The organism is Yersinia entomophaga (assembly GCF_001656035.1).
In the GTDB taxonomy this organism is placed as follows: Bacteria; Pseudomonadota; Gammaproteobacteria; order Enterobacterales; family Enterobacteriaceae; genus Yersinia; species Yersinia entomophaga.
Window position 1 is genome coordinate 745,872 of the sequence record NZ_CP010029.1, and the last position, 26,278, is coordinate 772,149.

The following is a 26,278-nucleotide window of genomic DNA, read 5'->3' on the forward strand; positions in this document are numbered from 1 at the left end:
ATGATTGTACAACCCGTAACCGGTCGATCAGTACGCGATCCGGTGAAGGGCACCTTTTTGCCCGAAACCGGTGCAGAGGTTCCCGACAATTCATTTTGGCGCCGCCGGCTGAATGACGGTGACGTGGTGCGCGTTCCAGAGCCGAAAGTGAAACCCGCGCCTGAAGCCACCCAAGTGGAGAAAAAACCATAATGACCCTTCCTTTTAGCCATATTCCGAACAACCTGCGGACGCCGCTTTTCTTCGCCGAGTTTGATAATTCTCAGGCAAACTCGGCAACCACCATGCAGCGCACCTTAATTATCGGGCAAATGCTGGCAACGGCCACACTTCCACCCAATGTACCGGTACTGGTTTCTTCTGTGGCCACCGTGGCCGGGTTATGCGGTGCGGGTTCGATGTTGCAGGGGCAAATGGCCGCGTATCTGGCCAATGACACCGCCGGTGAGATTTATATCTTACCCTTGAGTGATACAGAGGCGATGGCGGCAGCAACCGGAAAAATCACGGTCACCACCCCGGCATCGGCCATGGGGGTGATCTCGCTGTATATCGCCGGTATTCGGGTGCAGATTGCGGTGGTGGCCACTGATGACGTTGCCACCATTGCTAAGGCGCTGACCGCAGCAATTAATGCGGCCACGGCTTTACCCGTGATAGCGACGGCGGAGGCGGGGGTGATTACCTTAACCGCCAAAAATAAAGGTGCTCACGGCAACACGATTGATGTGCGCCTGAACTATCTGGGCAGTGCCGGTGGGGAAAATACGCCGGACAGTCTGGCGTTGACGATCACCCCGATGTCGGGCGGTGCCGGTGCGCCGGAGCTGGATGATGCCCTGGCTAATTTGCAGGATCGCACCTTTGATTTCATCATCAATCCGTACACCGATACGGCGTCTCTGAATAAACTCAAAGACTTTTTATCGGACAGTACCGGTCGTTGGAGTTACGCCGAACAGTTGTATGGTCACAGCTTTGCCGCCCAATCGGGCACTTACGGCCAACTGACGGCAGCTGGGGAATTACGTAACGATCAGCATGCCTCCCTATTGGGGGTGAATGGCTCGCCAACACCAAGTTACATCTGGTCAGCGGCTTATGTCGGCGCGATTGCACAAAGTTTGCGTAACGATCCGGGGCGTCCGTTGCAAACGCTGAGTATCGCCGGTGTGCTGGCTCCGCCACTGGCCAGCCGCTTTACTCTGACCGAGCGTAATAACCTGCTGCATAGCGGCATATCCACGGTCACGGTGGCCGATGACGGTACGGTGCAAGTGGAGAATATCATTACCACCTACCAGAAAAACGGATTTGGCGTAGAGGATGACAGCTATTTGCAGATTGAAACGCTGTTTTTGCTGATGTTTGTTACTCGCTATATGCGAACTCAAGTGACCTCGAAATTTGCCCGCATGAAACTCGCTGCTGACGGTACCCGTTTCGCCCCCGGATCAGCCATTATCACGCCCAACGTGATCCGCGCCGAGTTGATTGCCCAGTATCAGGCGCTGGAATTTAACGGCTATGTGCAGGATGCGAAAGGTTTTGCCAAAGGGTTGATTGTCGAAAAGAGCGCCAGCAACCCCAATCGGGTCGATGTGCTGTGGACCGGCGTCCTGATTAATCAGTTACGTATTTTTGCTGTTCTTAACCAATTCCGCCTGCAGGCGTCAGCATAAGGGATCGATTTTATGGGTGATACAAGAAACCGTCTGGCCGGTACCGCCTTTGTCACGGTAGACGGACTGACCATCATGGTGGCGGGGCAGTTTAAATACAGCCCGTCACGGGTCAAGCGTGAGACGTTAACCGGCATGGATGGGGTACACGGTTATAAAGAAACCTTCAGCGCCCCGTTTATTGCCTGCCAGATCCGCGACAGCGGGGGCACCTCAATCAGTGATTTTAACGAGCAGACCAACGTCAGCATTATCTGCGAACTGGCGAACGGCAAGACCATTATCGGCAGCGGTATGTGGTCGGTGAACACGCAGGAAGTGGATAGTACGGAAGCGACAGCGGATATTCGCTGGGAAGGCGGCTCGGTCACGGAGAACTAAGATGTCGGAATTAGAACGCAGTAAAACAATTACGCTGGTTAAGCCTATTAGCTATGAAGCCAACAAGACTACTTATGAAACCATCGAACTCGGTGAGCCGGTACTGATTCAGGTTCAGCAGTTTTATGACGAGCAGGCCAAGTCTGGCGCACTCAGTGCGATGGGATTATTAATTTCTCTGGTGTCCAGTGTGCCGCGTGAGGCCATTAAAAAGATGGCTTTCACCGACTACAAAGCCTGCGAGGTCTACATGATGGGTTTTTTAACCTACTCCCCGCCAGAGAACGTTGGTTAGAAACGCTGGCCGATGTGACCTATTACTACGGTTGGGGGCCAGCCGATGCGTGGTCCCTGACCTACAACAGGTTGTTATGGTGGTGTGAGCAGGCTCAGCGGATCAACAAAATAAGGGCAGATAAACAAAATGGGTAACGCTTTTGATTTTGAACTGGTGGCCAACGATCAGGTAACGGCGACTATTCACCGTATTGACGAGGCGGTAAAGAAACTGGTTCCCCAGTTGGATAAGACCCGCGATGGCTTAAAACTGGGAGGGCAAGAGTCCGTCGAAGGTCTGGATAGTATCAACGATAAACTGCAAGGAATGGGACAGTTCGCGCGTGAAGGCGTCCAGTTTATTGGTGATCTGGTACCGCCATTAAAAATGGTCGGGGAATTAGGTGGTAAGGCGTTAAAGTTTGGTGGTATAGCCGCGGCCGGTGGGTATGTTATCCACGGTTTAGCCAGAGGGCTGGGCGAGGCGGCCGGTAATGCATATCAACTGGATACGGCGGCAAAAAATGCGGGTATGTCGGTTGATAATTTTAGCCGGATCAGCGGTGCGATGCAGATATTGGGGATCGATAGTGATTCAGCCCGGCAATCTGTAGAGGGATTATATAAGACGTTTAATGACCCATTATGGGCGCGTAATGATACGACACAGGCATTGCTGGCTCAGAACGGGGTTAAAATTGAACGACTCAAAGACGGCACGGCAGATGTGTACAAAACGCTGGAAAACGTGGCAAAGATATTCCCTAAGCTTGCCCCGCAGACGCAGAAGACATTGGCTGATGCATTAGGTCTAGACGAAAACCTTCTTTCGTTAATGCGCGAAGGCTCTCAATACAAAGAGCTGTTGGCAAAGGCGGATAAATTCGGTTTAACGGTTGACCCTCAGACCAATGCACAACTCACCGAGCTGGATCGCCAGTTATCTGAGGTGAGCGCAGCTTGGGATGGGTTAAAGCAGCGAGCCTCTAATAAATTCTATGCTGCGATATTATCCGATGGTTCAGTGAAAGACGGGATTGAGGGGGCGACCGATGTGGTATCCAATGGTGTAGACAGTATATCTCTTTCCCATTTACTGGGGTTTAATCGGGGCGATGAGGCTAACCAGTTACGCCGTGGCTATAACGACCCTGAATTTTATAAATCATTGAGTGAATGGGATAAAGTCGGGTTGGACTACGGCATGATGACCGATGGTTATCGTAAAAAGTATGAGCGGCATTATGGCCCTAAAGATGAGCAAGAAAAACAAAAGCTAGCCGCCCCCGCAAATACGTCTTACATGCTTCCTAGTGAAGATCAGCAGCAGGCGAGGTTAAAACAGTTAGAGTCGCAGTACAATCTTCCCACGACTCTGCTTGATCGTGTCTACCTGAATGAATCTAACCGGGGTAAAAACCTACTGTCACCGAAAGGCGCTCAGGGGCCGTTCCAGTTTATGCCTCCAACGGGCAGGGATTACGGATTAAATACCACAGAAGATCGTATGGACTTCAATAAATCAAGCGAAGCCGCAGCCAAGTATCTTTCTGATTTGCTTAAAATGTTCGATGGTGATGTCAATAAGGCTGTTGCGTCTTATAACTGGGGACCGAATAACGTCAAAAAGCAGGGCTTAGAAAAAGCACCTGCCGAAACGCGTCATTATCTTCGGAAGATTATGCCGGGACTACCCCCTTATCAATTGCCCATCAATGATCCCAATACGACTGGCGCACCTGATAACCTTAATTCTCGCCCAGATCCGGGTACCGGAATTATAGCCAGGAACCCACCTTCTATTTTATCGCCATCATCAAAGGCCAGTAGCAGTAGCCTGGATATCGCTAATGCTATTGCGCAGGCGATGGAGAGCAATAAAACAGAGATAGAGCTGACCTTGATTGATAGCAAGACCGGTGGCCGCCAGGTGATATCGGGAAAGGGCGGGGCCAAAATATCGACATCAATGGACTATTGATGCAATGAAAAAATACAACCTGCTTCGGCAGGTTTTCTGCTTTCTGGGGGCAAGCATGTCCATAATTGGAAATGCATTATCGAGTTTATTGGGTACCAGTGGTGATAGCTGGACGTGGCAGGATCACCTGCATCCGGCCTCATTTCGCGGGGTTCCTTTTGCGGTGGTCACGGGCGAGGGCGTTTTTGGGCGTCGGCAGGCGATGCATGAATACCCCTACCGGGACACCGCCTGGTCGGAAGATATGGGGCGGGCTACCCGCCGTATGACCATCCGGGGGTTTCTGGTGCAAAGCAGCCAGCTTTATAACGCGCCGGATGTGATGACCCAGCGTGACTCCCTGATTGCCGCCTGTGAAGAAGCAGGACCCGCCACGCTGGTGCATCCTACTTTGGGCGAAATGACCGTCAGCATAACGGAAAGCGGTCTCAGGATTAACGAAGGGGCTGAATGTGGGCGGGTTTTCGAATTCACGTTAACCATCATTGAAACGGGGTTGCGCGTTTTTGCCATCACCAGTTCGGCTGATGCGGTTTCCTCTGTCAGCACATCATGGTTCGGGCTGGCCAGCAAAACCGCTACTGGATTTATTGCCACGGTAAAAGGGGAAATTCGTGCGGTTAATCAAACGATAAAAACCCTGAAAAACACGGCCCAATTTTGGGTGAAGATGGTCAATAGCACGGTCAATGAAGCGACCAATCTGGGGAACACGCTGCGTTCAACCTTTGGCAGTACCCGTTATGGCCGCTTTAATTTCGGTAGCGTTGGGGGTAGTGCCAATGGTGCAACCGGTAATCGTGTTCAGCAACCGGATGCTGCCGATTTCTCCGGGCTGGTCTCCCAGCGTCTGGCGCTGACGGTAACGGGCCGAGCCACTATCACACAAGCCAGCGCTGCATTCATCAACGCGGCCTCGGTTGAGGACTATGCCATTGCCGCTGAGCGATTGGTCAGCGCCATTATGACGGATGCCGTGAGTGCCCTGGATTTGATCCGGATAATGGAAACTCTGTCATCAGAGAATAATGACGATGTATTTTATGCCAACAGCAGTGATACCCGTATAGCCCAGGCAGCCAATCACATGATGGTCGTACTCTGTGCCGGGTCAATGGTTTATGCCGCGTCGCAGTTTCAGCCTGAAAGTTATGATGAGGCCAGTGCGCTACTGGCTCGCGTGTGTGATGTGGTTGATCATGCCGCGCTGGCCGCTGCCGATAGGGGTCATGATGATGAATACCGCTCACTGAACGATATGCGCCAGTCCATCGTGACCTTGCTACAACAGGCCGGGGCCAACTTATCCCGTCTGGAAATACAGCGTTTTAATCGCTCCCTGCCTGCATTGAATATTGCCAACCGACTGTATCAGGATGCGTCCCGTAGCGACGGTCTAGTCAGTATGGCTAATCCCGTCCATCCGGCCTTTATGCCCACCCGATTTAAGGCGTTAAGCTCATGAATGACGAACTGACATTGAGAATCGGCGGCAAGTTAATTTCAGGCTGGGATCAGGTGCGGGTGACCCGCAGCATCGAGCGGCTGCCCAGTGATTTCGATTTGTCGTTGATGGATCTTTATCCCGGAAGTGATAACCAGCAATGGGTTAATCCGGGCGATCCCTGTGTGGTGATGCTGGGTCAGGATGTGGTGGTGACCGGCTATATCGACCGCTGGGCACCGATGATCAGCAAAACGCGTCATGAAGTCCGAGCCACCGGTCGCAGCAAATGCCAGGATTTGGTCGATTGCTCCGCTGAATGGCCCAATAACGTGATCAGTCAATCCACGGCATTGCAGATAGCCCAGAAACTGGCCGCGCCCTATGGGGTATCGGTAGCGACCGATGTCACCGATTTGGACATTGTGCCGCAATTTACCCTGAACTGGGGTGAATCGTCTCAGGAAGTCATCGACCGCATTACCCGCTGGGCGGCGTTGCTGTACTACGACCTGCCAGACGGCAGTTTATACCTGACCCGCGTCGGTACCCGTAAAGCCGCCAGCGGCGTGGCGCAGGGGACCAATATCGAAAAAGCCGCCTTTAACTCCGGTATAGATGAGCGCTTCTCTGACTATATCGGCGTTTCCATGTCAGTCAGCCAGTTGCAGGAACAGGTTCAGGATGCGGGATACGGTTCGGTGACCCTGGCAAGAAGCCGTGACCCAGAGGCAGCCCGGATGCGTTATCGCAATCGCATTATTATTGTCGAAAGTACCATGAAGGCGGCTCAACTGGCACAGCGGTGCATTGATTGGGAAATGAACCGCCGTTACGGACGTTCAAAAGAACTGTTGGTTACCGTGGATAGCTGGCGGGACAAGGACGGCAAACTGTGGGAACCCAACACCCTGATCCCGATTGATGTACCAGTTTTTGGTTTAAAGGATGAACTGTGGTTATTGGCCGAAGTGACCTATCTAAAAGACGATTACGGTACCACGGCGCAGATGGTCTTGATGCCGCCAGCCGCGTTCACCGTTCAGCCTTACCAGTTCTATAGCAACCTGATGGAGATAGCTCACTGATGAATGATTCAGGGCAACTTTCCCGATTATACCGGCAAGTCAAGATGATGCTTGGGGTGGGGCGGGTGACGGCTTCCAGCGATGCCGGCAGCGCCCAAACCGTGCAATACCAGACCCCGCTGGAAGTCCGTGGCAACACGCCTCGCATGGCGGAGTTCGGTTTTTCTTCTGCACTTCCCGTTGGTTCTGATGTGGTCATTGGTTTTCTTGGCGGTGACCGTTCGAGCGCTGTGATCATTGCCTCTAACCATCAAGCCTATCGCCATACCGGCTTAGTTGCGGGGGAAACGGTGATTTATTCTCAGTGGGGGCAGTTTATCAAGCTGACAGAGGCGGGGATTATTATTGAGGCTAACAACCAGCCGGTAACGGTCAATAACGCTACCGAAGTCACCATTAATGCGACCGACAGCGTGCTGATGAAAACGCCAATATTGAAAGTCACCGGCGATATTATTGATCACTGCGAAAGCAATTCGGCCACCCTGAAAACGCTGCGTGAGGCCTATAACAGCCATAAGCATCCGGTTAAAAATGTGCAAGGGGGCAGTGCCACCATCACCAGTGAGCCGCCCGGATCGGGGGTGAAATGACAGATATTACCACCCTCTGGAATGTTAACGAATCCATCGGCGACTGGTCGCAATCCGCGGGGCTTGGGCTGGCTGACGGCGATGACCTGAAAACCGCCATTCTTATCAGCCTGTTTACTGACCGGCAGGCCCGCGCTGATGATGTGCTGGACGATGCCGATCGGCGCGGTTGGTGGGGAGATACCGATACCGAGCAGGCCATCGGCTCCCGCCTGTGGTTGTTACGCCGCCAGAAACTGACCACCCAGGTTGCCATCAAGGCAGAGGATTACGCCCGTGAAGCGCTGGCGTGGCTGATTTCGGATCAGGTTGTCAGCAGCATCAACGTCGCCGCCCAAATCATCTATCCCAACCGCTTAAATCTGATCATCCGTTACCAGCAGCCGGGTAAAACCCAGACTGCGGTTAAATTCTCATGGGTATGGGAGCAATAATTCATGCCATTCAATCGACCGACATTAACGGAATTACGCCAGCGCAATAAGTCCTATATCCAGTCTGAGTTAAAAACCACCGGCAGTTTACTGCGCTTCTCTAACCTGGGCGTGATCAGTGATGCTGATGCCGGTCTAGCTCATTTGCATTACGGTTATCTTGATTATATCGCCCTGCAGGCCACGCCATTTCATGCCACTGACGAATACCTGGCTGGCTGGGCCGCGCTGAAAGATGTGTTTCAAAAGCCAGCCAATCCCGCAACTTGCCCTTCCGTCTTATTCACCGGAACGGCAGGCCGGACTATTGCTGCCGGTGCGGTGCTGAATCGGGCTGATGGTTATCAATACATCCTCGATAGTGATGTAACGATAGCCCCGGCAGGAACGGGTACCGGCAGTGTAACGGCTATTTTGTCCAGCCCATTGGATGATGTTACCGGTGGCGGGGTGGCAGGCAATGCGGATGCAGGGACGCTGCTGACACTCGACGTTGCCGTAGAGGGCATCCCTTCTGCGGCGATAGCGACGGTGAAAATAGCGGGTGGGGCAGACATTGAGAGTGAAGATGCTTTTCGTTCCCGCATGTTGCTGGCCTACCAGAATACCCCTCAGGGCGGTAATGATAACGACTACCGATTATGGGCGCTGGCGGTGCCAGGCGTCACCCGATGCTGGGTGGCGCGGCGCTTAATGGGCGCGGGGAGCGTGGGCATTTATTTTATGTGCGACGGGAATGATAACGGGGGTTTCCCGCAAGGCTCCGATGGCATATCGCAACGGGAGCAATGGGGAGCCATAAAAGCGACCGGCGACCAGCTGCGCGTGGCTGATGCTATCTATCCCCTGCAACCGATTATTGCACTGGTTTACGCCTGCGCACCGACAAAAAAGCCGATTGATTTTGTTATTGCGGGGATAGCGGGGGCGGGCAGTGCCACGGTTGAGGCTATCAACGCGGCCATCGATGAGGTCTTTTTCGAGGAAGGAGAGCCTGGCGGGAAAATTTACTGGTCATCCTTGCTGCTGGCAATTGGCGATGTGCCGGGTACCAGTGGGTTTGTCCTTACGTCTCCCTCGACCAATACCCAACTGGCGATCGGCGAACTGCCGGTGAGGGGGAGGGTAACCTACACATGAGCCGATTCTCCGTTAATGAATATACGCAGGCTTTGCAGGCTCTCATGCCCACGGGGCTGGCGTGGCCACGGCGACCGGATGGAGCACAAACGGCGGTGCTCAGAGCGTTGGCTGCCGCCTATCAGCGCAGTGATGAAGAGGCGCAGGATCTGTTAATTGCAGCATTCCCTGCCACTGCTACAGCGTTACTGCCGGAATGGGAATCCACGCTGGGTCTGCCCGATTTATGTGCTATTGGTGAGATTGACAGCCTTATCCAACGCCAGCGCGCCGTGGTGTCTAAATTGTTCGGTTCAGGTGGCCAATCGGCGGCTTATTTTATCCGGGTAGCTCAGGCGCTGGGTTATACCATTGAAATCACCCAGTACCGGCAGGCCTGTGCGGGCATGTCAGTGTGCGGCGATGCTATTAACGGCGAGGACTGGCCGTTTACCTGGCTGATTACTGCCCCGGAAACCACGGTTAATACAGCCCAATGCGGCCTGACTTACAGCGGCGATCCGCTGCGAACGTGGGGTAATAAACAGCTGGAGTGCAGGCTTAATGCCCTTAACCCTTCTCACGCCATTCTCAGGTTTGGCTATATAAACTAACTCATTGAATAAAAATAACTTAGCGCTTTCATTAGCGAGGATTTTCTATGCAAAAAATTGGCGATATACCGAATACCCGAGCAGACAGTCACGGTGAGTTTACGGACGGTAATGTGGCGGGCGGAGTGTCTCCCACGATACTGCCGGCCGAATGGTTTAATACCATACAACGAGAGTTAATCAATGTACTGGCGGCTGGCGGGGTGACGCCTGACACCACAAAGTTTAATCAGCTCGCTACAGCCATTTCAAAAATAATCACTGATGGTGGCTTTTTAAAAACAGCCAACAACCTGTCCGAGATAAAAGCAGCGGGGCAAGCAGCTGTCGCACAAACTCTCGCAAACCTTGGTTTAAAAGAAGCGGCTAAGCGAGATGTCGGCACTGGGATTAATCAGATACCGGATATGTGGAGTTTTACCAGCTCAATGACCTCAACAGGCTGGATGAAGCGACCCGATGGTTTAATTGAACAATGGGGAGAATCATCCTTTTCCAGATCAAATGACCAGTTTTTTTATGCTGACGCTTTTTTCCCAATAGCGTTCCCCAATAAAGTTTTAAATATGAGTGTGACACTCCACGGCATCACCGATATTTCGATAATAGGAAAAACGCTCGCTGCGGATATGTTAGCAAGAACATGGGCAGCGATCCCACTGAGCAAGAAAAGCGGGGAAAACATCCCTACAGCGCAAAGAGTTATGTGGCGCGTTATTGGTTATTAAGTGAGGTTTAAATGAATTATTTCTACAGCCCAGCGAATAATGCCGCTTATCCAGAATCGTTAAAAACGGAATATCAGGCTGCGCAAAGTTGGCCGGAGGATGCCGTTAAAATAACGGACGAGACTTATCAGACGTTTTTTGCCTGTGCTTCGCCAGCCGGTAAAACCAGAATAGCCGGAAAGCAAGGCCAGCCAGTTTGGGAGGATATTCCCGTTTATGTCCCTACCGATGATGAATTGGCCGCCCGTGCTCGCCGCTATCGCGATGCTTTCATTCAAGCCACCGATCCCATGATGGTCAGTGATTATTCTATTGACGACGTACCGCTGACGGAAGAGCAGCGCAGCGAGCTAATCGCCACTCGTTTAGCGTTCAAACAGTGGCCGACGCTGGCGAGCTGGCCGCTGATTGAGTTGCCAGTGATTGCCGGGCTGGATAAATCCCGCTGGCTACTGACGGAAGCGGTGAATAATGGCTACGTGGTGCCGGTGTGGCCGCCAGAATTTCGTTAAATCTTTATAGGCCGCATCGTTCGTGGCCTATAAAAAATCACTCAGGCTTTAGTGGCCACTCGATATTTGGCGCAGTTGAAACGTCAACACGCATCAGCAAAACTCGATATTTTCTCCACTCTGTGAGGTCAGCCTTTTCTTTTTCTGTCGCATCTCCCATATCAACAGCATCCTGCCGCCAGGCAATTTCAGAATCAGCCGCCTCCCTTAATGCCTTTTTTTTCTGGACAGCGCGATATATCAATTCTTCAGGTGAAGGCGGTGGTATATCAACCCATACTGGCCGTCCATTTAATGACCCTATGGTCTTCCTATCTGGTGGAGTAGTTTTCCAGTATTCATTAGATTCCTCATCAGAAAGTAAAACAGCATCACTTGGCCAGGTTTTCTTGTTATATGTACCATCATCTTTCCATGCTGCAGGTATGAATCCATTTAAATTAGCGCTGTAATATACCATTGCATTTCCCTCAATATCCGATAGCAAAAACAAGTGGATTAGCTGTTCCAGGAACTGACCCAGAACCAAATACTTGTGAGAATAGGGTAATAGAATTTAAGTTGGTTGATGTCACTTGAAACATTTGGTCGCATGACCCCGTACCATTCCCCAGAGTGGACACGCTGGAGAACACGCAAGCAGTTGGGAATGCTATAGGGAACGAGAGTGGACCCATGGTGCTCTCACCAGTAGAGGATGGGCCAGCAAACCATTGAATGATCAATCCACCAGGAACATCAGGTATGCGAATATAATCTCTGGTGGTTACTGTTTTCGGCTGTTGTGCTGAGATTTGTTTCCATTCTGACCATGGGCCCGCCCCATTCCACTCAGCGGTCAGACCACGGACAAACTTCAGTCCTGAGTACGTCGTATACTCTTGCTGGCATCCATAAGCTGATTGCGTGACAAGCAGTGTTCCACTTGTATTTGCCGGGTAGTGCCTACCAGGAGTTGCTTGAGAATCGACGGATTGATACCAAACACCCACGCTTGACGTAATATTACCAAAACCATTTAAATCTGAAGTACCCAAAGACCCTTTAATAGGGAATCCACTAAGATTTGACAGCGCCAAAGATGGATTTGCAATATCCGAGAGATTACTGATTTTGGCAAGACCACCAATATTTGTCAGGGACAAAGATGGATTTGTAACATCAGAGAGATTACTGATTTTAGCAAGAGAACCAATGTCATTGGAGGTTGGTTTGTTATTGGGCCCGTAAAACTCAACCCATGATGCCCATGGCCCTGATCCAGTCCATGCACTAGATAATCCACGAACAAATTTACGACCAGAGTAGGCTGTATACTCTTGCTGGCATCCATAAGCTGATTGCGTGACAAGCAGTGTTCCAGATGATTGAATCGGATAATTCGCCGCCGAGGTTGCCAATATGTCGGTGGGTTGGTACCACACACCCGCAGAGGTTGCCCTATCACCCAGCGCATTTAAATTAATTGTCCCAAGATCTCCTTTAGATGCAAACCCACCAATATTTGATAGGGACTTTGAGGCATTAGTAACATCAGAAAGGTTGGCGCTTTTCTTCAGGGCATCAGCAGCGGCGGCAATGACTTCGCCCAAACCAAGGTTTGCGAGATCACCGGCGGCAACACTTTCTTTAGTCACCAGCCTTGCTGTGACACACTCCGATTATTTTTTCGGGGAAATCAACATGCTGATCGGCTATATCCGGGTATCAACAAATGACCAAAACACCGAATTGCAACGTAATGCCTTAGTTAGTGCAAAATGCGACCTGATTTTTGAGGATAAAATCAGCGGAAAATCCACCGACCGACCGGGATTGAAAAAAGCCATGCGCCATCTATCTACCGGTGACAGTCTGGTTGTCTGGAAGCTGGATCGCCTTGGGCGCAGTGTCAGGCACCTTATTACACTGGTGGAAGATTTAAAGAGTCGGGGTATTCACTTTCGTAGCCTTACGGACAGTATTGATACAGGAACGGCGATGGGGCGCTTCTTTTTTCATGTTATGAGTGCGCTGGCGGAAATGGAAAGAGAGTTAATTGTCGAGCGTACCTGTGCCGGGCTGGCTGCTGCGAGAGCGGAAGGGCGGATAGGAGGGCGGCGTCGTATTATGACCGATGAGGTTATTGCGCGTGCTAGACGAATGTTTGCTCAAGGGGCAACGTTGCATCAGGTGGCGTTGGTTCTGGAAGTGTCACCTAAGACAATTTATAAGTATATTCCTGCAGCGGAGCAGGGATGATGATTTTTCTGATTGATCACTGTTCACACCCAACTCACCGCCATTTGCCCAGAATTTACCCGCGAGGCTCTGGTCATAGAAATTGACCTTAATATCCCGGTACTAAGGGTCGTACGTGTGCTGAACAGGATCGTGGCAAACCGCGGATATCCACTGAAAATGCGGATGGATAACGGCCCGGATCTGATATCACTGATGCTGGCGCAGTGTGCTGAAGACCATGGCGTGATGCTGGAATTTATTAAGCCGACGCAGAATGCGTTTATCGAAAGGTTTAACCGGACGTACCGGACAGACACTGGATTTTTATCTGTTCAAAACACTGAATGAGGCACGGGAGATCACAGTGCGCTGGCTGAATGAATACAACAACGAGCTGCCTCATGAATCCCTGAATAACCAGACACCGGAAGAATACCTGTTGATGGCTGAAAAACTGGAAGTCTCAAAAAGTGTGCGAAACTAAAATGGGTGTGCTTTCACAAGTACCGACAGAGTCCAGTTAATTCTCTCTTACAACATTCGCTACAAATAAACGGGAAGCATATCTGGATTTACATGGAGATACGGTGAGAGCTTTAATACTTGTAACCCTGCCATATAAAAAGTTAATATTCAGACAGGATATTAACTATAAAATTAGGGATATACATGGCTAACTCAATTTATTTAACCTTGAGTGGTAATAAACAAGGGCTGATTTCTGCTGGTTGTTCAAGCGTCGATTCGATAGGTAATAAGGGACAGGAAAGCCATCTAGATAAAATATTCATATACAGTCTTTCGCATTCAATGACAAGGGAACAAAATGCAAGCCACCATCCTATCACAATAAAAAACCTATTGATAAATCGTCACCGTTACTTGCGGTTGCCATCTCAGATAATGAATTATTAACTGCGACTTTTGATTGTTATCGTACTAGCCAATCGGGGGCTCAAGAACTGTACTACAGTATTTCTATTACTGATGCAACCATCTCAGATCTAGCTGTATTTCATCCACATAGTGTGACTCATACAGGTTCAGAACCTCAGGAAACAATTTCTTTACGTTATAAAAGCATAACCTGGAACCATCATATTGCAGGGACAAGTGGCTATAGTATTTGGGATGAACGAGTTTACTAAATAGCGGACTGGGAAATTTATGATTTGTAGTGGATAACTTTCCCAGTAACTAATTAAACGCCGATTTTTCTTCTTGCAATAATATATGGTGCAGCACTTAAATAACCAAAAACTAGAGATGTGTACTGAAGGAATTCGTTGTTACTTATATCTATTTTAAAAATAGGAATAACATCGAAATTCGAAACGTAAAAGTGGAATAATGGCGATATTGACGCCACAGCAATAGCTGCAAATTGACTGTAATTATCGTTGGAATTGGCAAGTTTTTTAATTATTGGATATAAAATAAACAATACTGCTGTTGATAAGGTAATATATAAAAAATCCATTTATTTAACCCTTGTATGATAGATATTGGCCGTATGCAGTATTGTAATCGCCCACTATCTCTAAAAAAATATCGCCAGCAGTCATTAGTCTTATCCCTTTCTTAGTTAAACCAGTGATAAGGTCTGCATCTATATATCTAAATAATCTCTGTAGGTCTGGTTCAAGTCTATATCCGAATAGGCTATTTAATGAAACTGATATATCTACAGTGGAGTAAAGTACGTCTGCACCAGATTCATCTATATTGAGAAGTTGTTTTGCTAGGCCACGATACACAAATCTCACCGGGCCGACATAATCCTCACGATAAAGAAGATAATAACCATTCTCAATAGTGTTATTAAAACCATGAGCTAGCATCAACCCGCCAGCTGGACCAGTTTCAATTAGTCCAAGGCCAGCCACAGTTTGTAAACCGCCAGATACAAAACCTATAGCAGCGATTACTATTTTCTTATTTTCTTTTATTTTGTTCTTATTGAATTCTTCTATAACCTCTCTCTTTAAAATTATAGCTTGTTTTATTCTGTTGCTTGTTAATATTCTATCTTGTTCTTTTAATGACGCAATTTCATTATCCAATGCAGAAACAGCTTCAGGTAATGAAAACTCACCAGTATTAGTCTTCGCTATAATATCAGAGGAATATGCTATTACCTCGGAGATAAATTTATCTTTGGCTAAACTCCATTTTATATACTTATTGGCAACGTTGTTCATTGTCTGAAGAAGCTCATTCTGCTTATTTGCAATGATGTTATTTAGCCGGTTAGATTCTCTTTGCGCGCTATCACCATATCCAGTAGCCCACGGGTGGCGTTCTTCAAACTCCTCATATGCATCCATATCGTCTGATCCTTGACTTATTTTTAGATAAATTCAATTACATTATATAGTTACATTAGCTTAATTGTAAGCCCTCCAAAAATAATTGAAATTTTCATATGTGAAAGCGGCATTTTGCATGCCTGAATAACTGTTCCTAATACCGCTACACTTTTGCCTGACCATGTTTCCCACCAGGGAATGGGCTTACCATTTTCATAAAGTGGCGCACTTTGTTCAGTAATTGCCACATCGAACGACAACTGTGATTTCTGGTTATCGTGTCATGTAATGCTTGCCATAATCGCTCTATGTGGTTGACCCGCGGCGAGTAGACTGTTTGATAAATAACAATAAATTTTGGCTTCTTCAACCATCTCAGCGTTTCACGGCTTTTATGGATAATGTAGTTATCTACGATCAGTGTGATAGTTTTTGCCCGCCTATAGGTACTTTTAAGATACTTTAACAGGCTGATAAATAAACCCGATTTTTTACTGCAACAACCGATGTAGCTGACTTTTCCCGTGCCACGCACCGGTCAGATAATATTTTTCATTTTGCCCCGGCGTGACAACGCGTTTTTGCTGGCCCGCCGTTGCCAGTCGGCACCGATTTTTGGTTGAGATGGATATTCACCTCATCCTCGTAAAATACGGGATTTTCGGCGTACATCCTGCAAGCGCTTCTGCGATGGCGGCCATTTTCTCTTCTTTATGCGGGTCGCGAATACGCAGCGTGGGTGCCGCTCTCCGCCAGACCAGCCCGGCAGAGGGAAGCCAGCGGCGTACCGTTGAAGCATGTAGATGACAGCCTGTTATCTCATTGATTTTTAGTGCTAACAGTTCAGTACTCCAGCGAAATCGCTGATAACCAAAATCTCCCGGCGAGTGTTTAATCAACTGACGCAACAATGCGCAAATATGCTCAAACGGCCAGCGTCGTCCGCGCCCTGAGGGCAATGATTTCAGACCTCAAATACCATAAACCGTGAACCAGTTAATCCAGCGCCCCAATGATGAACGCACGCAGCAAAGCGTTTTTGCAACGTCGCTGACTTTGTCACCACGATGAAGCATCAACATAGCGGTCAGTCTGCGGGCATGATCTTTGTCGCGTGTTTGATGAATAGTTTTCTGTATCAGGCGTCTTTCGTCGCGGGGTATCGATGCTATGATCGGTATAACTCAGTCCGGTTGGTGGTTTGGGATATTCAGCGATTGATCAGATCGCTTAAATCGGACTGAATTCCTTTCGAGTGATCTACTATTTGGAACAGCTATTTAGACTGGCGCTGTTTTCAGGGAGGAGATCACATCAGCCGGTGGGTGAAATCGAGGGATCAGAATAGGCAGAATGTATATAACGAATCCGGGCTGAATTGCCCGGACTAAAAATTCAAAGTTCTGAAACCAGCCACTGATCGGCTTCATCAAACATTTCTTCAAGCAGGCGGTTAAGGATGGCTTTATCACCTTTGTTGGCATTGGTATTGATACCGTTCGCCTGCATTGGCTTAACCTTAACTTCTGCCTTAGGGAATACACGATGTATTCGCTTGGTTAGTTCAGCCAGGATCAGACCATTAGCACCCGGTATCTCTTCCACATTTCGCTTATGGTAAACCAGTTCAACTATCATGTTTCCACTTCGCCCTGTGACTGTTTGCATATACAGTGGGGAGTTCTATCGCGGTTGAAAAGTCCTTCTGCAAAACTATCTTTCTTCACTTAATAATCAATCGGTTATAAGCGCCACTTTTAATTGTGTTGAGCGAATAAAAAAAGCCGATAACCATCTATGAATCATGTGGTTACCGACTTTTGGTATGTCTACTGCTGCGTCATATGGGCTGGACTGAAGCCGCTGATTTAATCATTAAAGGCACTGAAGGCGCGATTCAGGCCAAGACAGTGACTTATGACTTCGAACGTTTGATGGAAGGCGCTAAGCTGCTGAAATGCTCAGAGTTTGGCAACGCTATCATTAAACACATGTGATATTGACAGTCAGCTAAATATGAACGGGAGCTTGATGCTCCCGTTGTTTATTGTAAAGGTTGCAAGTTTTATCAAAACATTATCAAAATCCCCATAAAACAACGTTCATCAGACTGCAATAGTGATCCCGTCTTTGCCTCTGTCATCATGGTAACGATCGGTCTGTTTCTGTGATTTGTGGCCCACAGCAACTGGGTATTAATCCCTTGCGCGCTGTACAGCCGTTCAAAAAGAGAGCGCGGCTTGTGAAATGTTGCAGGTGTTCCTGATCCCCAACTGATATTGGCTTTATCCCTTGCTTTGCTAAAATTGTCGTCAAAGTATTACCAGTGACCTGAGCACCACGTCCTGCCATGGATGTCGCTCGGAAGTAATGCACCAAGTACTGGTTTATTGCGTAATCCCTGCAGCGAGCCACCATGTCACGCAAGGATATATTCAGCGCCTCATATCGTATTGAAAGGGGAATGGCCAACTTAGCGTCAGTTTTCTCTTGGATAATATCTAGGTGGTCATCCTAGATATCGCTAAATTATTATAGTAATAAAATCAGGCGATACATAACCAAAAATTTCTTTCATCAATAATTGATTAACCAATAAGTTTTATATCACCGAAATACACTACCAGAATCATATAAAATAATTAACGGGAAGGCACGGGAATGGATATAGTCTAAAACATCACTTAAATGGCCCTATCAAGAATAGGATCATGAATTAATAAAAAAACGATCTACTCACCAACAGATTCACTATTGGTTTGTTATCATGACCCTCAAGTTTTATTAAAATTCATCCTTGTATTTTGTTTTAACTACATAGCTGCAAGGATAACCACTATTTCATCAATATAAAATAATGGAGCCAGCATGAATAATAAGTTATTATTATTTTTCATTATAACATCAATATATTCTAGCAATGTGAAACCTCAAGATATTATATATGAGGCGGATATAGAAGCATCAACACAACCTCAAAAAAAAACGTCAACACCCATTTGTTTTTATACTAATGATAATTTCCAAGGTGAACATTTCTGCCTAAATACATCTGAAATGATAGATCTTTACAATACTGATAATAAACATCTGAATGATAAGATATCTTCAATAAAAATACCTAAAGGAATGCAAGCCGAAATTTATAAAAATGATAATTTTAATGCCCCTTACTATAATGTTACGGAATCTATTGATTTAGCGCGACTAGAAAAAATCGGTATGGCAGGTCAAATTAGCGCGATGAAGGTATTTGAAGCGCAGGCTATTTGCACGAAAAACTGCGTTATTATAGAAGAAAGTAAAATAGAATTAAAAAAAATAATAAAAGAATATTATCCAAAAACAGAAGATGTCAATAAAATTTTATTATTAAATCTCGAAGTTAATAAAAAAAGCAGTTTTGGTATACAGAGTGTTAACCAACCAAAAATTATAATCGTGGGTAGAGATTTGTTTTTTTATGGTGAAGGAAGTAAGAATCCTATTAACATGAGGTTAAGCGATGATACAGATAACCTATCCTTTCTTTTAAAATTTAATGATCATGGTTTACAATTTCAATATCTTGAAGCTAAAGGAACGAAACAACTCAATATCCCATTTTGGTTCAATACCCAATTATCACCTGATGACTTAGCAAACTTATACATCAGCAATGGCATACCGGAAGATGGCCAAGATCCTGCTCTTCAGAGCATCAACCCGTTAATACTGAATAGAGCGATCATCGCCATCAACAAGCCCCCCCACCGTGATAAACGAGGCGCTTTAGGTATTATTGGCTGTTTAGGTAACCCTCTGCTGGCAATTTATAATTATGTGGTTCAAGGGCGCTGCAACCAGCTCGATAGACTGGTGGGAATCAACGAGTTTTCTCACTCAGATGGGGAAGGGAAAACATGGGTTTTGACCGATTCAGTCACGCCATTACTTGCGCCAGAGCAGCCCCCCAACTTACCAGCAGATAATCCCCGTCAATCAATGTTACAATTAGCCAGTCTTAATATGCAGTTACATCATCAGGCACTTACTCTGCCAGCGGTGGCAAAAGCCTGTAAAACTTCCATTGAAGAGATTCTATCTGCCCGTTATCCAAGGCAGACAGGCATTCGCTGTGGCTCCACATTATCGAATCTGCTGGCAGATTTTACATTGCTTTTTGGTGAAAATATTATTGATTGGACCACCGCAAATTTGGTCCATGTTATACAGCAAATTAATGAATATGGGACTACGGGCTATGCCGGATCTGACCAGGAGACGGAAAATCGGTTAGTTGAAGGTGTTCAACGGGCAATTTCTACTCTGGGAATCGAACCATTAATAGCAATGCTGCAGGAGGCTTTCGATTATGCACAATTAAATTACGCACGTTATTTTATGCACAGTGAAGGTATCAACAGTGAAAATATAAATAATGAAAGTCGAGAGACTACAGTCTCACCTCTAGCCGCACAAAGCCTACCACTAGGCGATTATATTTTACCTTTAGAGAGTTATATTCACCCTCAAGAACTCCCGACACCATTAATTAGAGACAATAATCAGTGGGTTCAGCCTGAAGGTCTATATTTTGAAATTACCGTGATTCCCGGAGGAGATCAGCATGTCGAGACGAATTTAACCGAAGAAGTGGCCGAGGTTATTAACGATTGGTTTAAATTCTATAATCAGATGAAATATGAATCAGATGAAACAAGATCACCTTTAACTGATAGAGATAGAACCATTTATGCCGCCAAAATTACCAGCCATATGTTAGCTGATCTTTTGCATGACAACTCTGCCGATTATCAATTTGTAGTGGTTAAACTAAAGGGAAAAATAATCAGTGTATTAGCATCAAGAAATGATGAGAATGGCGAGGATAGCTACATTAGTGTTTCTATAACTCATCCACAATATGTATTAAAACCGCATGAAGAGGGTAGCGTTCGAGGGGCAGGAACGGCGGCGGTAAGAGAATTAGCGCGCTATCTGAAAGAAAAAGGTAAAAAGACACTTAAATCTAGTGTCATTTCTCAACCCTCTGCTATTGTCAAAAGCAAGCTGGGATTCCACTATCAGAATTCTTTATGATAATTATTTATTAAAATAGACTAAACGCCACCATTCATTATCCAATCAGGTGGCGTCACTCCATCACTATTTTAAATTAATCCACGCTCTCTAACTGTGGTGGAAATTAATTGAAAAGGTGAGAGGAATTGCCAAATTAATACGCAGGAATAACAATGGGAACTTTTGCCTCATTGCTTGAATCCGGGTGAGCGTTCTAAAAGAACGCTGAGAGTAAAATCTTACAAATATCGTTCCGCCTCTTTCCGGGGGTTCCCTTTGCCGTTGTTACCGGCGAGGGGGCGGACGGCGTAATGCCTTCTTGTGTACTCTTTGCCCCAGTAGTGTGGATCACAGTCTAAAATTAAGGTCGCCATCAGGGCATACTAAAGCGAGTTGATAAACTCTGAAATTTCACTTTGGTAAAGGGATCGCCGCAATGCACAGAGAACGGCATAGTATAGAAAAGATAGGCTGGCTCCGGGCTGCAGTTCTCGGTGCTAACGATGGGATCGTCTCTACTGCAAGTTTGTTATTGGGGGTTGCGTCTGCCAATGCAACACATCAAAGTATTCTTTTGACTGGTATTGCAGGTCTGGTTGCTGGCGCTATGTCGATGGCAACGGGAGAGTATGTCTCAGTGTCTTCTCAATCAGATACTGAAAAGGCCGCCTTGGCTGAAGAGCAAGCAGAGCTTGATGCTGATTTTCAAGGTGAATTTCGGGAGCTGACTTCGATTTATATTCATCGGGGCCTTAATGTGGCACTAGCCAGACAAGTGGCTGAAAAATTGATGAATCATGATGCGTTAGGTGCACATGCGCGTGATGAATTGGGGATATCAGAAATCACTACTGCCCGACCCTTACAGGCAGCGTGGGCTTCTGCAGCGAGTTTCTCTGCGGGGGCGATATTGCCATTACTGGTAGCGGTAATCTCTTCGGCTAGCTGGGCCATTCCAGCTATTGCGCTATCCGCATTGGTTTCTTTGGCTATTTTGGGGGGGATTGCGGCGAAAGCGGGTGGAGCACCAATACGTTCAGGCGTTATCCGTATTACCTTCTGGAGTGCGCTTGCAATGGGTGTGTCATCGGGTGTTGGTATGTTATTTGGTTCTTTTATTGGCTGAGAACAGAACTGTGCAGCGTTTTATAAGGAATATCTGACGATTAAAAGGGGGATTTTAAATCCTCTAATGTTTACTTAATTTAATAGGGATAAATTAAAGTATCAACATTCAGAGGGCGAGCCATGAACAGAAAGTTTGCACCTGGCCAAATTTTATTCCATTGGGTCATTTTTATTTTGCTTGTACTCACTTATGCAGTAATGAAATTAAAAGGATTTGCCATAAGGGCAGTAATCCTCGTGAATCCATGAAGAGCATTCATTATACACTAGGTGTCAGTGTCCTGATTTTAATGCTAATTCGCACAATACTAAAATTGACAAATAAAGATCCTGATATCACTCCAACCGCACCACACTGGCAAATTGCAGCTTTAAAAACCGTTCATGGTATTTTGTATCTTTTGTTTAACAGCTTGCCATGACTTGGTGTTTTGTCTCTGCATTATGGCCATGTCGAATGTTAATTTTCTCCTCCGCGATACCGATCGCGGAGGAGAAAATAGTATTATGCAGAATAACTTAAAAGAAATTCATGAACTTATTGCCAATACGGGCTACTTCATTATTGGTTTACACGCGGCGGCAGCAATATTTTATCACTCTATTAATGCGGAGTAATACGTTGGTTAGAATGTTGCCAGAAAAGCACTAAGTTCATCAATGTGCCTATCAGGTCATATGGGATTAGCGGATACTGCTATTTTGTTTCAGGAGCAACGCGCAGAGACGTGGTGCTACTATCGTTCATCACCTCGTATACCTGTCTGAACGAGCAGACGGTAATGTTTTGCATTCTTATGACATACGCGGCAATTCATGAAAATTATTTATATAAAATTGTTAATTTTAAGCAAAATTGTCGGATTGCTCGCATTGTTCTACAGTTGAAAGGAGCTAATGTTTTGAAAGGGAAGTGGGTTAGGCTGATAAATGAATGCGACCCCTTTTTATTGACAGGTAATTTTTGCGGGTGATTGGATGATTCATGCATTTTCTGTACTTGAAGATAAATGTAGGACAATACCTGCTTGGGTAAAATCGTTTCGCTATATATCATCAGATAAGCGTGATCTCAGGGTTGATCTGCTGCGGGGCATTGCTCTGGTAATGATGGTTGCAGCCCACATTGAAGTGATGTCGATATTGAATATCTTTACCTGGGAGCGTTTTGGCCTAACAACCGGCGCCGAAGGGTTTGTTATTCTCTCGGGATTTATGTTGGGTGTGATCAATCGCCAGCGCTTAAAGAAAGACGTTCTTCTCACTATAAGCTATTCATTATATCGACGAGCAGCAAAAATATATGTAGTTAATGTTGTGATTATACTTAGTGTTTTTCTCTTAACTAAACTCAATTTCATAAAAACTTTTGAAGTAACCCATTTTACTGATCGCTTTTCAGAAGTAAGTTATACGCTATATCCACTTTACGACCAGCTAAAAGAATCCTGGTTTAATATGGTGCTCTACTTACAGATCGGGCCCCATCAGAGTCAGATTTTGGGCCTGTATTTCTATCTGTTGCTGGTAAGTCCTATCTTTATCTATTTATTGCAGCGCGGCTGGGTAGGTGTATTGCTATTGTTATCTCTGGCTTTATATATCACCTACCACATTACCGGGATACGACTTACATCGGCGGAGTTTGAGTTTGCTTTTCCATTTTTGGCTTGGCAATTTATTTATGTCTTAGGGATGACGATTGGCTGGTACAAAGAAGAGTTGCTCTCTTTAGCCCGTACTCAGGCCGGATTTTGGATTTTGTCCGTTATGATATTATTTACGCTGGTAATGATGTTTATTGCGCAGAATCATACCAACCCATTTATGCCCTATGACACAATGCTCCATACTATAAGTGCGAAAAACTTCAATTGGTTCTATCAGAACTTTGCTGAAAAGAATGCGCTGGGTCCACTGCGCATTATCAATGATTTCACTCTACTAACAACGTGTTATCTGGTGTTGAGTTACTTTTGGAAACCAATAAACAAGATGTGCGGTTGGTTCCTCATAACACTAGGCCAACATTCTTTGTATGTTTTTATTATCCATGTGTATGTGGTTTTATTGGTTAGTCAGGTAGTGGATTTTGGCCTATGGCACCGAGCATGGTTGCTAAATACGCTGGTTCATCTCTGCGCTTTAATGTTGTTATGGCTATTTGCAAAATATGATGTTGGCAGAAGATTCATTCCTAACTGATTTGTATTTTTTCGACTCAATCTTATTAAGAGGTCAGCAGTGAAAAATACTCCATCTACTCTAGATAAGAATCAAATTACTAAACTACGTAATTGCATTCTTTATGAACTGAAATATTCTCTCGGGGTGGCACTGTCAACGGCATCATCCAGTGAAATTTTTAGTGCGTTAGCATTAGTTGTGCGACGCAACCAAACTGATGATTATTTTAACACTCGAGAACGACATCATCAGGCAAGAAAAAAACGTATTTACTATATTTCTATGGAGTTTTTAATTGGTCAATCTTTGCGAAATAACCTAATAAATCAAGGGTTGATGGAAATAGCCAACGCAGCGTTAGAATCTCTTGGGGTAGATTTTGAAGTTATTGTAAAAAGTGAAGAAGATGCAGCATTAGGTAATGGAGGATTAGGACGTCTGGCCGCATGTTTTATTGACTCAATGGCAACCTTGGATATTGCTGGTTCTGGTCACGGTATCAAATACGAATATGGCTTGTTTCACCAACAAATTCAGGATGGACAACAAGTAGAGAAGCCTGATGATTGGCACTCGACACACTCACCTTGGCTAATAGAACATCAAAGTCAGGCCATGATAATTCCGCTTTATGGCCGCATAGTTGAAGTAGAAGACCAGCAGGGAAATTACAATCCAATGTGGATGGATTGGAAAATAATTATTGGAGTACCTCACGACTACCTAGTCTCTGGGTACATTAATCATACCGTAAACGCGTTGCGGTTATACAGTGCTTGCGCTTCAGATTCATTTGATATTCATATTTTTAATCATGGCGATTATTTGAAAGCTGTTAATCAAAAAATCGCATCTGAAAATATCTCTAAAGTGCTTTATCCCTCCGATGAAGTGTTGGCAGGGAAGGAATTACGTTTGACACAAGAGTATTTTCTGGTGGCTTGTACATTACGCGATGTGATGCATGATTTCTTCTTACTTTCCAATGATATTAAACAGTTACCAGAGTTTGTTGCCATTCAACTTAATGATACCCATCCGGCGCTGGCTATTGTTGAGCTAATGAGAATATTGGTAGATGAACATACTGTTGATTGGGATATGGCCTGGGATTTGACACAACGGGTTTGCGCCTACACCAATCATACATTAATGCCAGAGGCGTTAGAGAAGTGGTCAGTCAATTTATTCGAGCTGTTACTGCCTCGGCATTTACAAATTATCTATGAAATTAATCGCCGTTTCCTACTGGAAATACAGAGATGGCGCCCTGAACGGTCGGATTTATTAGTATCAATGTCTTTGATCGAAGAGACGCCTGAAAAAAAAGTGCGCATGGCCTATCTTGCTATTATTGGTAGTCACAAAGTGAATGGGGTAGCTAAACTTCATTCTGAATTAATTAAATCTAATCTTGTACCTGATTTTTATTATTTAATGCCTGAGAAGTTCACCAATCAGACGAACGGTGTTACACCTCGTCGCTGGATTCAGCAGGCTAATCCCCGGTTATCGGCGTTTCTGGATTGTCACTTAGGCAATGAATGGGTTACCGATCTAACACTCCTGAGTAAACTTAAATCGTTAGCGAACCAACGTGACATTATTGCTGAACTGGCTGAAATAAAGAAATTTAATAAATTAAAGTTAAGTCAGATAATTACGCGTCAGCAAGGGATTATCATCAATCCAGAAGCTATGTTCGACTGCCAGATTAAACGAATTCATGAATATAAACGGCAATTACTCAACATCCTCTATGTGATAAACCTTTATCACAAAATTCTGAACGGAAAAGAGGTTATTTCGCCGAAAGTTCATATCTTTTCGGGCAAAGCGGCTCCTGGCTATGCAATGGCTAAATTGATCATCCAGTTGATTAATCAAGTTGCGCTGAAAGTGAATAGTGATCCTAGAGTCAATGAACAACTTAAAGTGGTTTTTTTAGAGGACTATAAAGTTTCACTAGCTGAAAGTATTATTCCAGCCGCCGACTTATCAGAGCAGATATCAACTGCGGGTACCGAAGCCTCAGGCACTAGTAATATGAAACTGGCTATGAATGGTGCTTTAACTATCGGAACGTTAGATGGCGCTAACATTGAAATCAGAGATGCTGTTGGCCATGAAAATTTCTATGTTTTTGGCTTGTCCGCAGAGGAAATTGCTGAGCAAAGAACTAGAGGGCGATCGTCGTATGACGAGTATTTATCCCACCCAGAAATTAAAGAAACTGTTGATTTACTGATTTCAGGTATTTTTCATCCCAATAAAAACCTGTTTTCACCGATATTCCATATGCTGGTGAGTCACGGTGACCACTATTTCCATTTGGCTGATTTTAACAGTTATTGCCATGCCCAATATCAAGTATTGACCGACTATAGTGATACTTACAGTTGGCACAGAAGAGCATTGAATACTATAAGTGGTATGGGCGAGTTTTCCAGCGACAGGACTATTCGCGGGTACAGCAAGGATATTTGGGGTGAGGGTAATTTTAAGTGAAATATTA

At 45.9% G+C, this 26,278-nt stretch carries 23 protein-coding genes and 5 pseudogenes; 21 read left to right on the plus strand and 7 right to left on the minus strand.

Annotation, left to right across the window (positions count from 1 at the left end; all coding sequences use genetic code 11):
* The 13 genes from PL78_RS03535 to PL78_RS03595 all read left to right on the plus strand — a co-directional run bounded on the left by PL78_RS03535 (position 1) and on the right by PL78_RS03595 (position 10,852).
* On the plus strand, positions 1-192 hold the full coding sequence (locus tag PL78_RS03535; RefSeq protein WP_064513167.1) for a DUF2635 domain-containing protein: 192 nt from the start codon (positions 1-3) through the stop codon (positions 190-192).
* Positions 192-1,682 (plus strand): phage tail sheath subtilisin-like domain-containing protein, encoded by a 1,491-nt coding sequence (locus PL78_RS03540; RefSeq protein ID WP_064513168.1) that lies wholly within the window; start codon positions 192-194, stop codon positions 1,680-1,682. Before PL78_RS03535 ends, PL78_RS03540 begins: the two co-directional genes overlap by 1 nt.
* 12 nt (positions 1,683-1,694) lie before the next feature.
* Positions 1,695-2,063: a phage tail tube protein gene (locus tag PL78_RS03545; RefSeq protein ID WP_064513170.1), complete on the plus strand. Its 369-nt coding sequence runs from the start codon at positions 1,695-1,697 to the stop codon at positions 2,061-2,063.
* Between the two features lies 1 nt (position 2,064).
* Positions 2,065-2,358, plus strand: coding sequence for a phage tail assembly protein (locus PL78_RS03550; RefSeq protein WP_064513172.1), 294 nt, complete (start codon positions 2,065-2,067; stop codon positions 2,356-2,358).
* A gap of 129 nt (positions 2,359-2,487) precedes the next feature.
* Positions 2,488-4,320, plus strand: a complete 1,833-nt coding sequence (locus PL78_RS03555; RefSeq protein WP_064513174.1) for a transglycosylase SLT domain-containing protein — start codon at positions 2,488-2,490, stop codon at positions 4,318-4,320.
* Positions 4,321-4,375: 55 nt separating this feature from the next.
* Positions 4,376-5,785 (plus strand): DNA circularization protein, encoded by a 1,410-nt coding sequence (locus PL78_RS03560; protein WP_064518230.1) that lies wholly within the window; start codon positions 4,376-4,378, stop codon positions 5,783-5,785.
* A complete protein-coding gene (locus PL78_RS03565) occupies positions 5,782-6,852 on the plus strand; it encodes a phage baseplate assembly protein (protein ID WP_064513176.1) in 1,071 nt (356 codons plus the stop codon). Before PL78_RS03560 ends, PL78_RS03565 begins: the two co-directional genes overlap by 4 nt.
* Positions 6,852-7,445, plus strand: a complete 594-nt coding sequence (locus PL78_RS03570) for a phage baseplate assembly protein domain-containing protein (RefSeq protein ID WP_064513178.1) — start codon at positions 6,852-6,854, stop codon at positions 7,443-7,445. Before PL78_RS03565 ends, PL78_RS03570 begins: the two co-directional genes overlap by 1 nt.
* The gene (locus PL78_RS03575; RefSeq protein WP_038251476.1) at positions 7,442-7,879 is read left to right on the plus strand and encodes a phage GP46 family protein; all 438 of its coding nucleotides are present in this window, start codon (positions 7,442-7,444) and stop codon (positions 7,877-7,879) included. Before PL78_RS03570 ends, PL78_RS03575 begins: the two co-directional genes overlap by 4 nt.
* Before the next feature lie 3 nt (positions 7,880-7,882).
* Positions 7,883-9,019: a baseplate J/gp47 family protein gene (locus PL78_RS03580; RefSeq protein ID WP_064513179.1), complete on the plus strand. Its 1,137-nt coding sequence runs from the start codon at positions 7,883-7,885 to the stop codon at positions 9,017-9,019.
* A complete protein-coding gene (locus tag PL78_RS03585; protein WP_064513181.1) occupies positions 9,016-9,612 on the plus strand; it encodes a YmfQ family protein in 597 nt (198 codons plus the stop codon). Before PL78_RS03580 ends, PL78_RS03585 begins: the two co-directional genes overlap by 4 nt.
* Before the next feature lie 47 nt (positions 9,613-9,659).
* Positions 9,660-10,340, plus strand: coding sequence for a gp53-like domain-containing protein (locus tag PL78_RS21040; RefSeq protein ID WP_064513182.1), 681 nt, complete (start codon positions 9,660-9,662; stop codon positions 10,338-10,340).
* A gap of 11 nt (positions 10,341-10,351) precedes the next feature.
* Positions 10,352-10,852, plus strand: a complete 501-nt coding sequence (locus tag PL78_RS03595; RefSeq protein WP_064513184.1) for a tail fiber assembly protein — start codon at positions 10,352-10,354, stop codon at positions 10,850-10,852.
* Positions 10,853-10,889: 37 nt separating this feature from the next.
* On the opposite strand, the gene PL78_RS03600 is transcribed toward PL78_RS03595, so the two are convergent.
* Both PL78_RS03600 and PL78_RS20730 read right to left on the minus strand, forming a co-directional pair.
* Positions 10,890-11,312 (minus strand): tail fiber assembly protein, encoded by a 423-nt coding sequence (locus tag PL78_RS03600; protein ID WP_064513186.1) that lies wholly within the window; start codon positions 11,310-11,312, stop codon positions 10,890-10,892.
* A gap of 10 nt (positions 11,313-11,322) precedes the next feature.
* Positions 11,323-12,489 (minus strand): pyocin knob domain-containing protein, encoded by a 1,167-nt coding sequence (locus PL78_RS20730; protein WP_064513187.1) that lies wholly within the window; start codon positions 12,487-12,489, stop codon positions 11,323-11,325.
* Between the two features lie 46 nt (positions 12,490-12,535).
* Here PL78_RS20730 and PL78_RS03610 point away from each other — a divergent pair, with 46 nt between their 5' ends.
* From PL78_RS03610 to PL78_RS19430, 3 genes and pseudogenes are all read left to right on the plus strand, one after another.
* Entirely contained in the window at positions 12,536-13,093 is a 558-nt protein-coding gene (locus PL78_RS03610) for a recombinase family protein (protein WP_064513188.1), read from the plus strand.
* Between the two features lie 42 nt (positions 13,094-13,135).
* Positions 13,136-13,559: pseudogene (locus tag PL78_RS03615) on the plus strand (integrase core domain-containing protein); the annotation flags it as partial.
* Positions 13,560-13,744: 185 nt separating this feature from the next.
* Positions 13,745-14,223: pseudogene (locus PL78_RS19430) on the plus strand (Hcp family type VI secretion system effector).
* Between the two features lie 53 nt (positions 14,224-14,276).
* Here PL78_RS19430 and PL78_RS03620 read toward each other — a convergent pair.
* The 4 genes and pseudogenes from PL78_RS03620 to PL78_RS03630 form a co-directional block, all read right to left on the minus strand.
* Positions 14,277-14,555, minus strand: coding sequence for a hypothetical protein (locus PL78_RS03620; protein ID WP_064513189.1), 279 nt, complete (start codon positions 14,553-14,555; stop codon positions 14,277-14,279).
* Positions 14,556-14,559: 4 nt separating this feature from the next.
* Positions 14,560-15,402: a DUF4225 domain-containing protein gene (locus PL78_RS03625; protein ID WP_064513190.1), complete on the minus strand. Its 843-nt coding sequence runs from the start codon at positions 15,400-15,402 to the stop codon at positions 14,560-14,562.
* 145 nt (positions 15,403-15,547) lie between these two features.
* Positions 15,548-16,565: pseudogene (locus PL78_RS19435) on the minus strand (IS630 family transposase).
* Between the two features lie 214 nt (positions 16,566-16,779).
* Positions 16,780-17,022, minus strand: coding sequence for a DinI-like family protein (locus tag PL78_RS03630; protein WP_049596384.1), 243 nt, complete (start codon positions 17,020-17,022; stop codon positions 16,780-16,782).
* A 191-nt stretch (positions 17,023-17,213) separates the two neighbouring features.
* Here PL78_RS03630 and PL78_RS19440 point away from each other — a divergent pair.
* Positions 17,214-17,381 (plus strand): annotated as a pseudogene (locus PL78_RS19440) (NADP-dependent isocitrate dehydrogenase); the annotation flags it as partial.
* A gap of 108 nt (positions 17,382-17,489) precedes the next feature.
* Here PL78_RS19440 and PL78_RS20735 read toward each other — a convergent pair.
* Positions 17,490-17,898 (minus strand): annotated as a pseudogene (locus PL78_RS20735) (tyrosine-type recombinase/integrase); the annotation flags it as partial.
* A gap of 354 nt (positions 17,899-18,252) precedes the next feature.
* Between PL78_RS20735 and PL78_RS03635 the strand changes: the two are divergent.
* The 4 genes from PL78_RS03635 to PL78_RS03655 all read left to right on the plus strand — a co-directional run bounded on the left by PL78_RS03635 (position 18,253) and on the right by PL78_RS03655 (position 26,271).
* The gene (locus PL78_RS03635) at positions 18,253-20,466 is read left to right on the plus strand and encodes a peptidase inhibitor family I36 protein (protein ID WP_064513191.1); all 2,214 of its coding nucleotides are present in this window, start codon (positions 18,253-18,255) and stop codon (positions 20,464-20,466) included.
* A 418-nt stretch (positions 20,467-20,884) separates the two neighbouring features.
* Entirely contained in the window at positions 20,885-21,574 is a 690-nt protein-coding gene (locus tag PL78_RS03640) for a VIT1/CCC1 transporter family protein (protein WP_064513193.1), read from the plus strand.
* Between the two features lie 980 nt (positions 21,575-22,554).
* A complete protein-coding gene (gene opgC / locus PL78_RS03650; protein ID WP_064513195.1) occupies positions 22,555-23,781 on the plus strand; it encodes an OpgC domain-containing protein in 1,227 nt (408 codons plus the stop codon).
* 39 nt (positions 23,782-23,820) lie between these two features.
* Positions 23,821-26,271, plus strand: coding sequence for a glycogen/starch/alpha-glucan phosphorylase (locus tag PL78_RS03655; RefSeq protein WP_064513197.1), 2,451 nt, complete (start codon positions 23,821-23,823; stop codon positions 26,269-26,271).
* Positions 26,272-26,278: the final 7 nt, after the last annotated feature.

Bases quoted from the DNA above. Each gene is read 5' to 3' on its own strand.
- PL78_RS03580 (WP_064513179.1), top strand. From the start codon at position 7,883: ATGCCATTCAATCGACCGACATTAACGGAATTACGCCAGCGCAATAAG.
- PL78_RS03625 (WP_064513190.1), bottom strand. From the start codon at position 15,402: ATGGATGCATATGAGGAGTTTGAAGAACGCCACCCGTGGGCTACTGGA.
- PL78_RS03570 (WP_064513178.1), top strand. From the start codon at position 6,852: ATGAATGATTCAGGGCAACTTTCCCGATTATACCGGCAAGTCAAGATG.
- PL78_RS03545 (WP_064513170.1), top strand. From the start codon at position 1,695: ATGGGTGATACAAGAAACCGTCTGGCCGGTACCGCCTTTGTCACGGTA.
- PL78_RS03575 (WP_038251476.1), top strand. From the start codon at position 7,442: ATGACAGATATTACCACCCTCTGGAATGTTAACGAATCCATCGGCGAC.
- PL78_RS03620 (WP_064513189.1), bottom strand. From the start codon at position 14,555: ATGGATTTTTTATATATTACCTTATCAACAGCAGTATTGTTTATTTTA.
- PL78_RS21040 (WP_064513182.1), top strand. From the start codon at position 9,660: ATGCAAAAAATTGGCGATATACCGAATACCCGAGCAGACAGTCACGGT.
- PL78_RS03535 (WP_064513167.1), top strand. From the start codon at position 1: ATGATTGTACAACCCGTAACCGGTCGATCAGTACGCGATCCGGTGAAG.
- PL78_RS03555 (WP_064513174.1), top strand. From the start codon at position 2,488: ATGGGTAACGCTTTTGATTTTGAACTGGTGGCCAACGATCAGGTAACG.
- PL78_RS03630 (WP_049596384.1), bottom strand. From the start codon at position 17,022: ATGATAGTTGAACTGGTTTACCATAAGCGAAATGTGGAAGAGATACCG.
- PL78_RS03540 (WP_064513168.1), top strand. From the start codon at position 192: ATGACCCTTCCTTTTAGCCATATTCCGAACAACCTGCGGACGCCGCTT.
- PL78_RS03595 (WP_064513184.1), top strand. From the start codon at position 10,352: ATGAATTATTTCTACAGCCCAGCGAATAATGCCGCTTATCCAGAATCG.
- PL78_RS03640 (WP_064513193.1), top strand. From the start codon at position 20,885: ATGCACAGAGAACGGCATAGTATAGAAAAGATAGGCTGGCTCCGGGCT.
- PL78_RS03635 (WP_064513191.1), top strand. From the start codon at position 18,253: ATGAATAATAAGTTATTATTATTTTTCATTATAACATCAATATATTCT.
- PL78_RS03560 (WP_064518230.1), top strand. From the start codon at position 4,376: ATGTCCATAATTGGAAATGCATTATCGAGTTTATTGGGTACCAGTGGT.
- PL78_RS03550 (WP_064513172.1), top strand. From the start codon at position 2,065: ATGTCGGAATTAGAACGCAGTAAAACAATTACGCTGGTTAAGCCTATT.
- PL78_RS03600 (WP_064513186.1), bottom strand. From the start codon at position 11,312: ATGGTATATTACAGCGCTAATTTAAATGGATTCATACCTGCAGCATGG.
- PL78_RS03565 (WP_064513176.1), top strand. From the start codon at position 5,782: ATGAATGACGAACTGACATTGAGAATCGGCGGCAAGTTAATTTCAGGC.
- PL78_RS03610 (WP_064513188.1), top strand. From the start codon at position 12,536: ATGCTGATCGGCTATATCCGGGTATCAACAAATGACCAAAACACCGAA.
- PL78_RS03585 (WP_064513181.1), top strand. From the start codon at position 9,016: ATGAGCCGATTCTCCGTTAATGAATATACGCAGGCTTTGCAGGCTCTC.
- opgC (WP_064513195.1), top strand. From the start codon at position 22,555: ATGATTCATGCATTTTCTGTACTTGAAGATAAATGTAGGACAATACCT.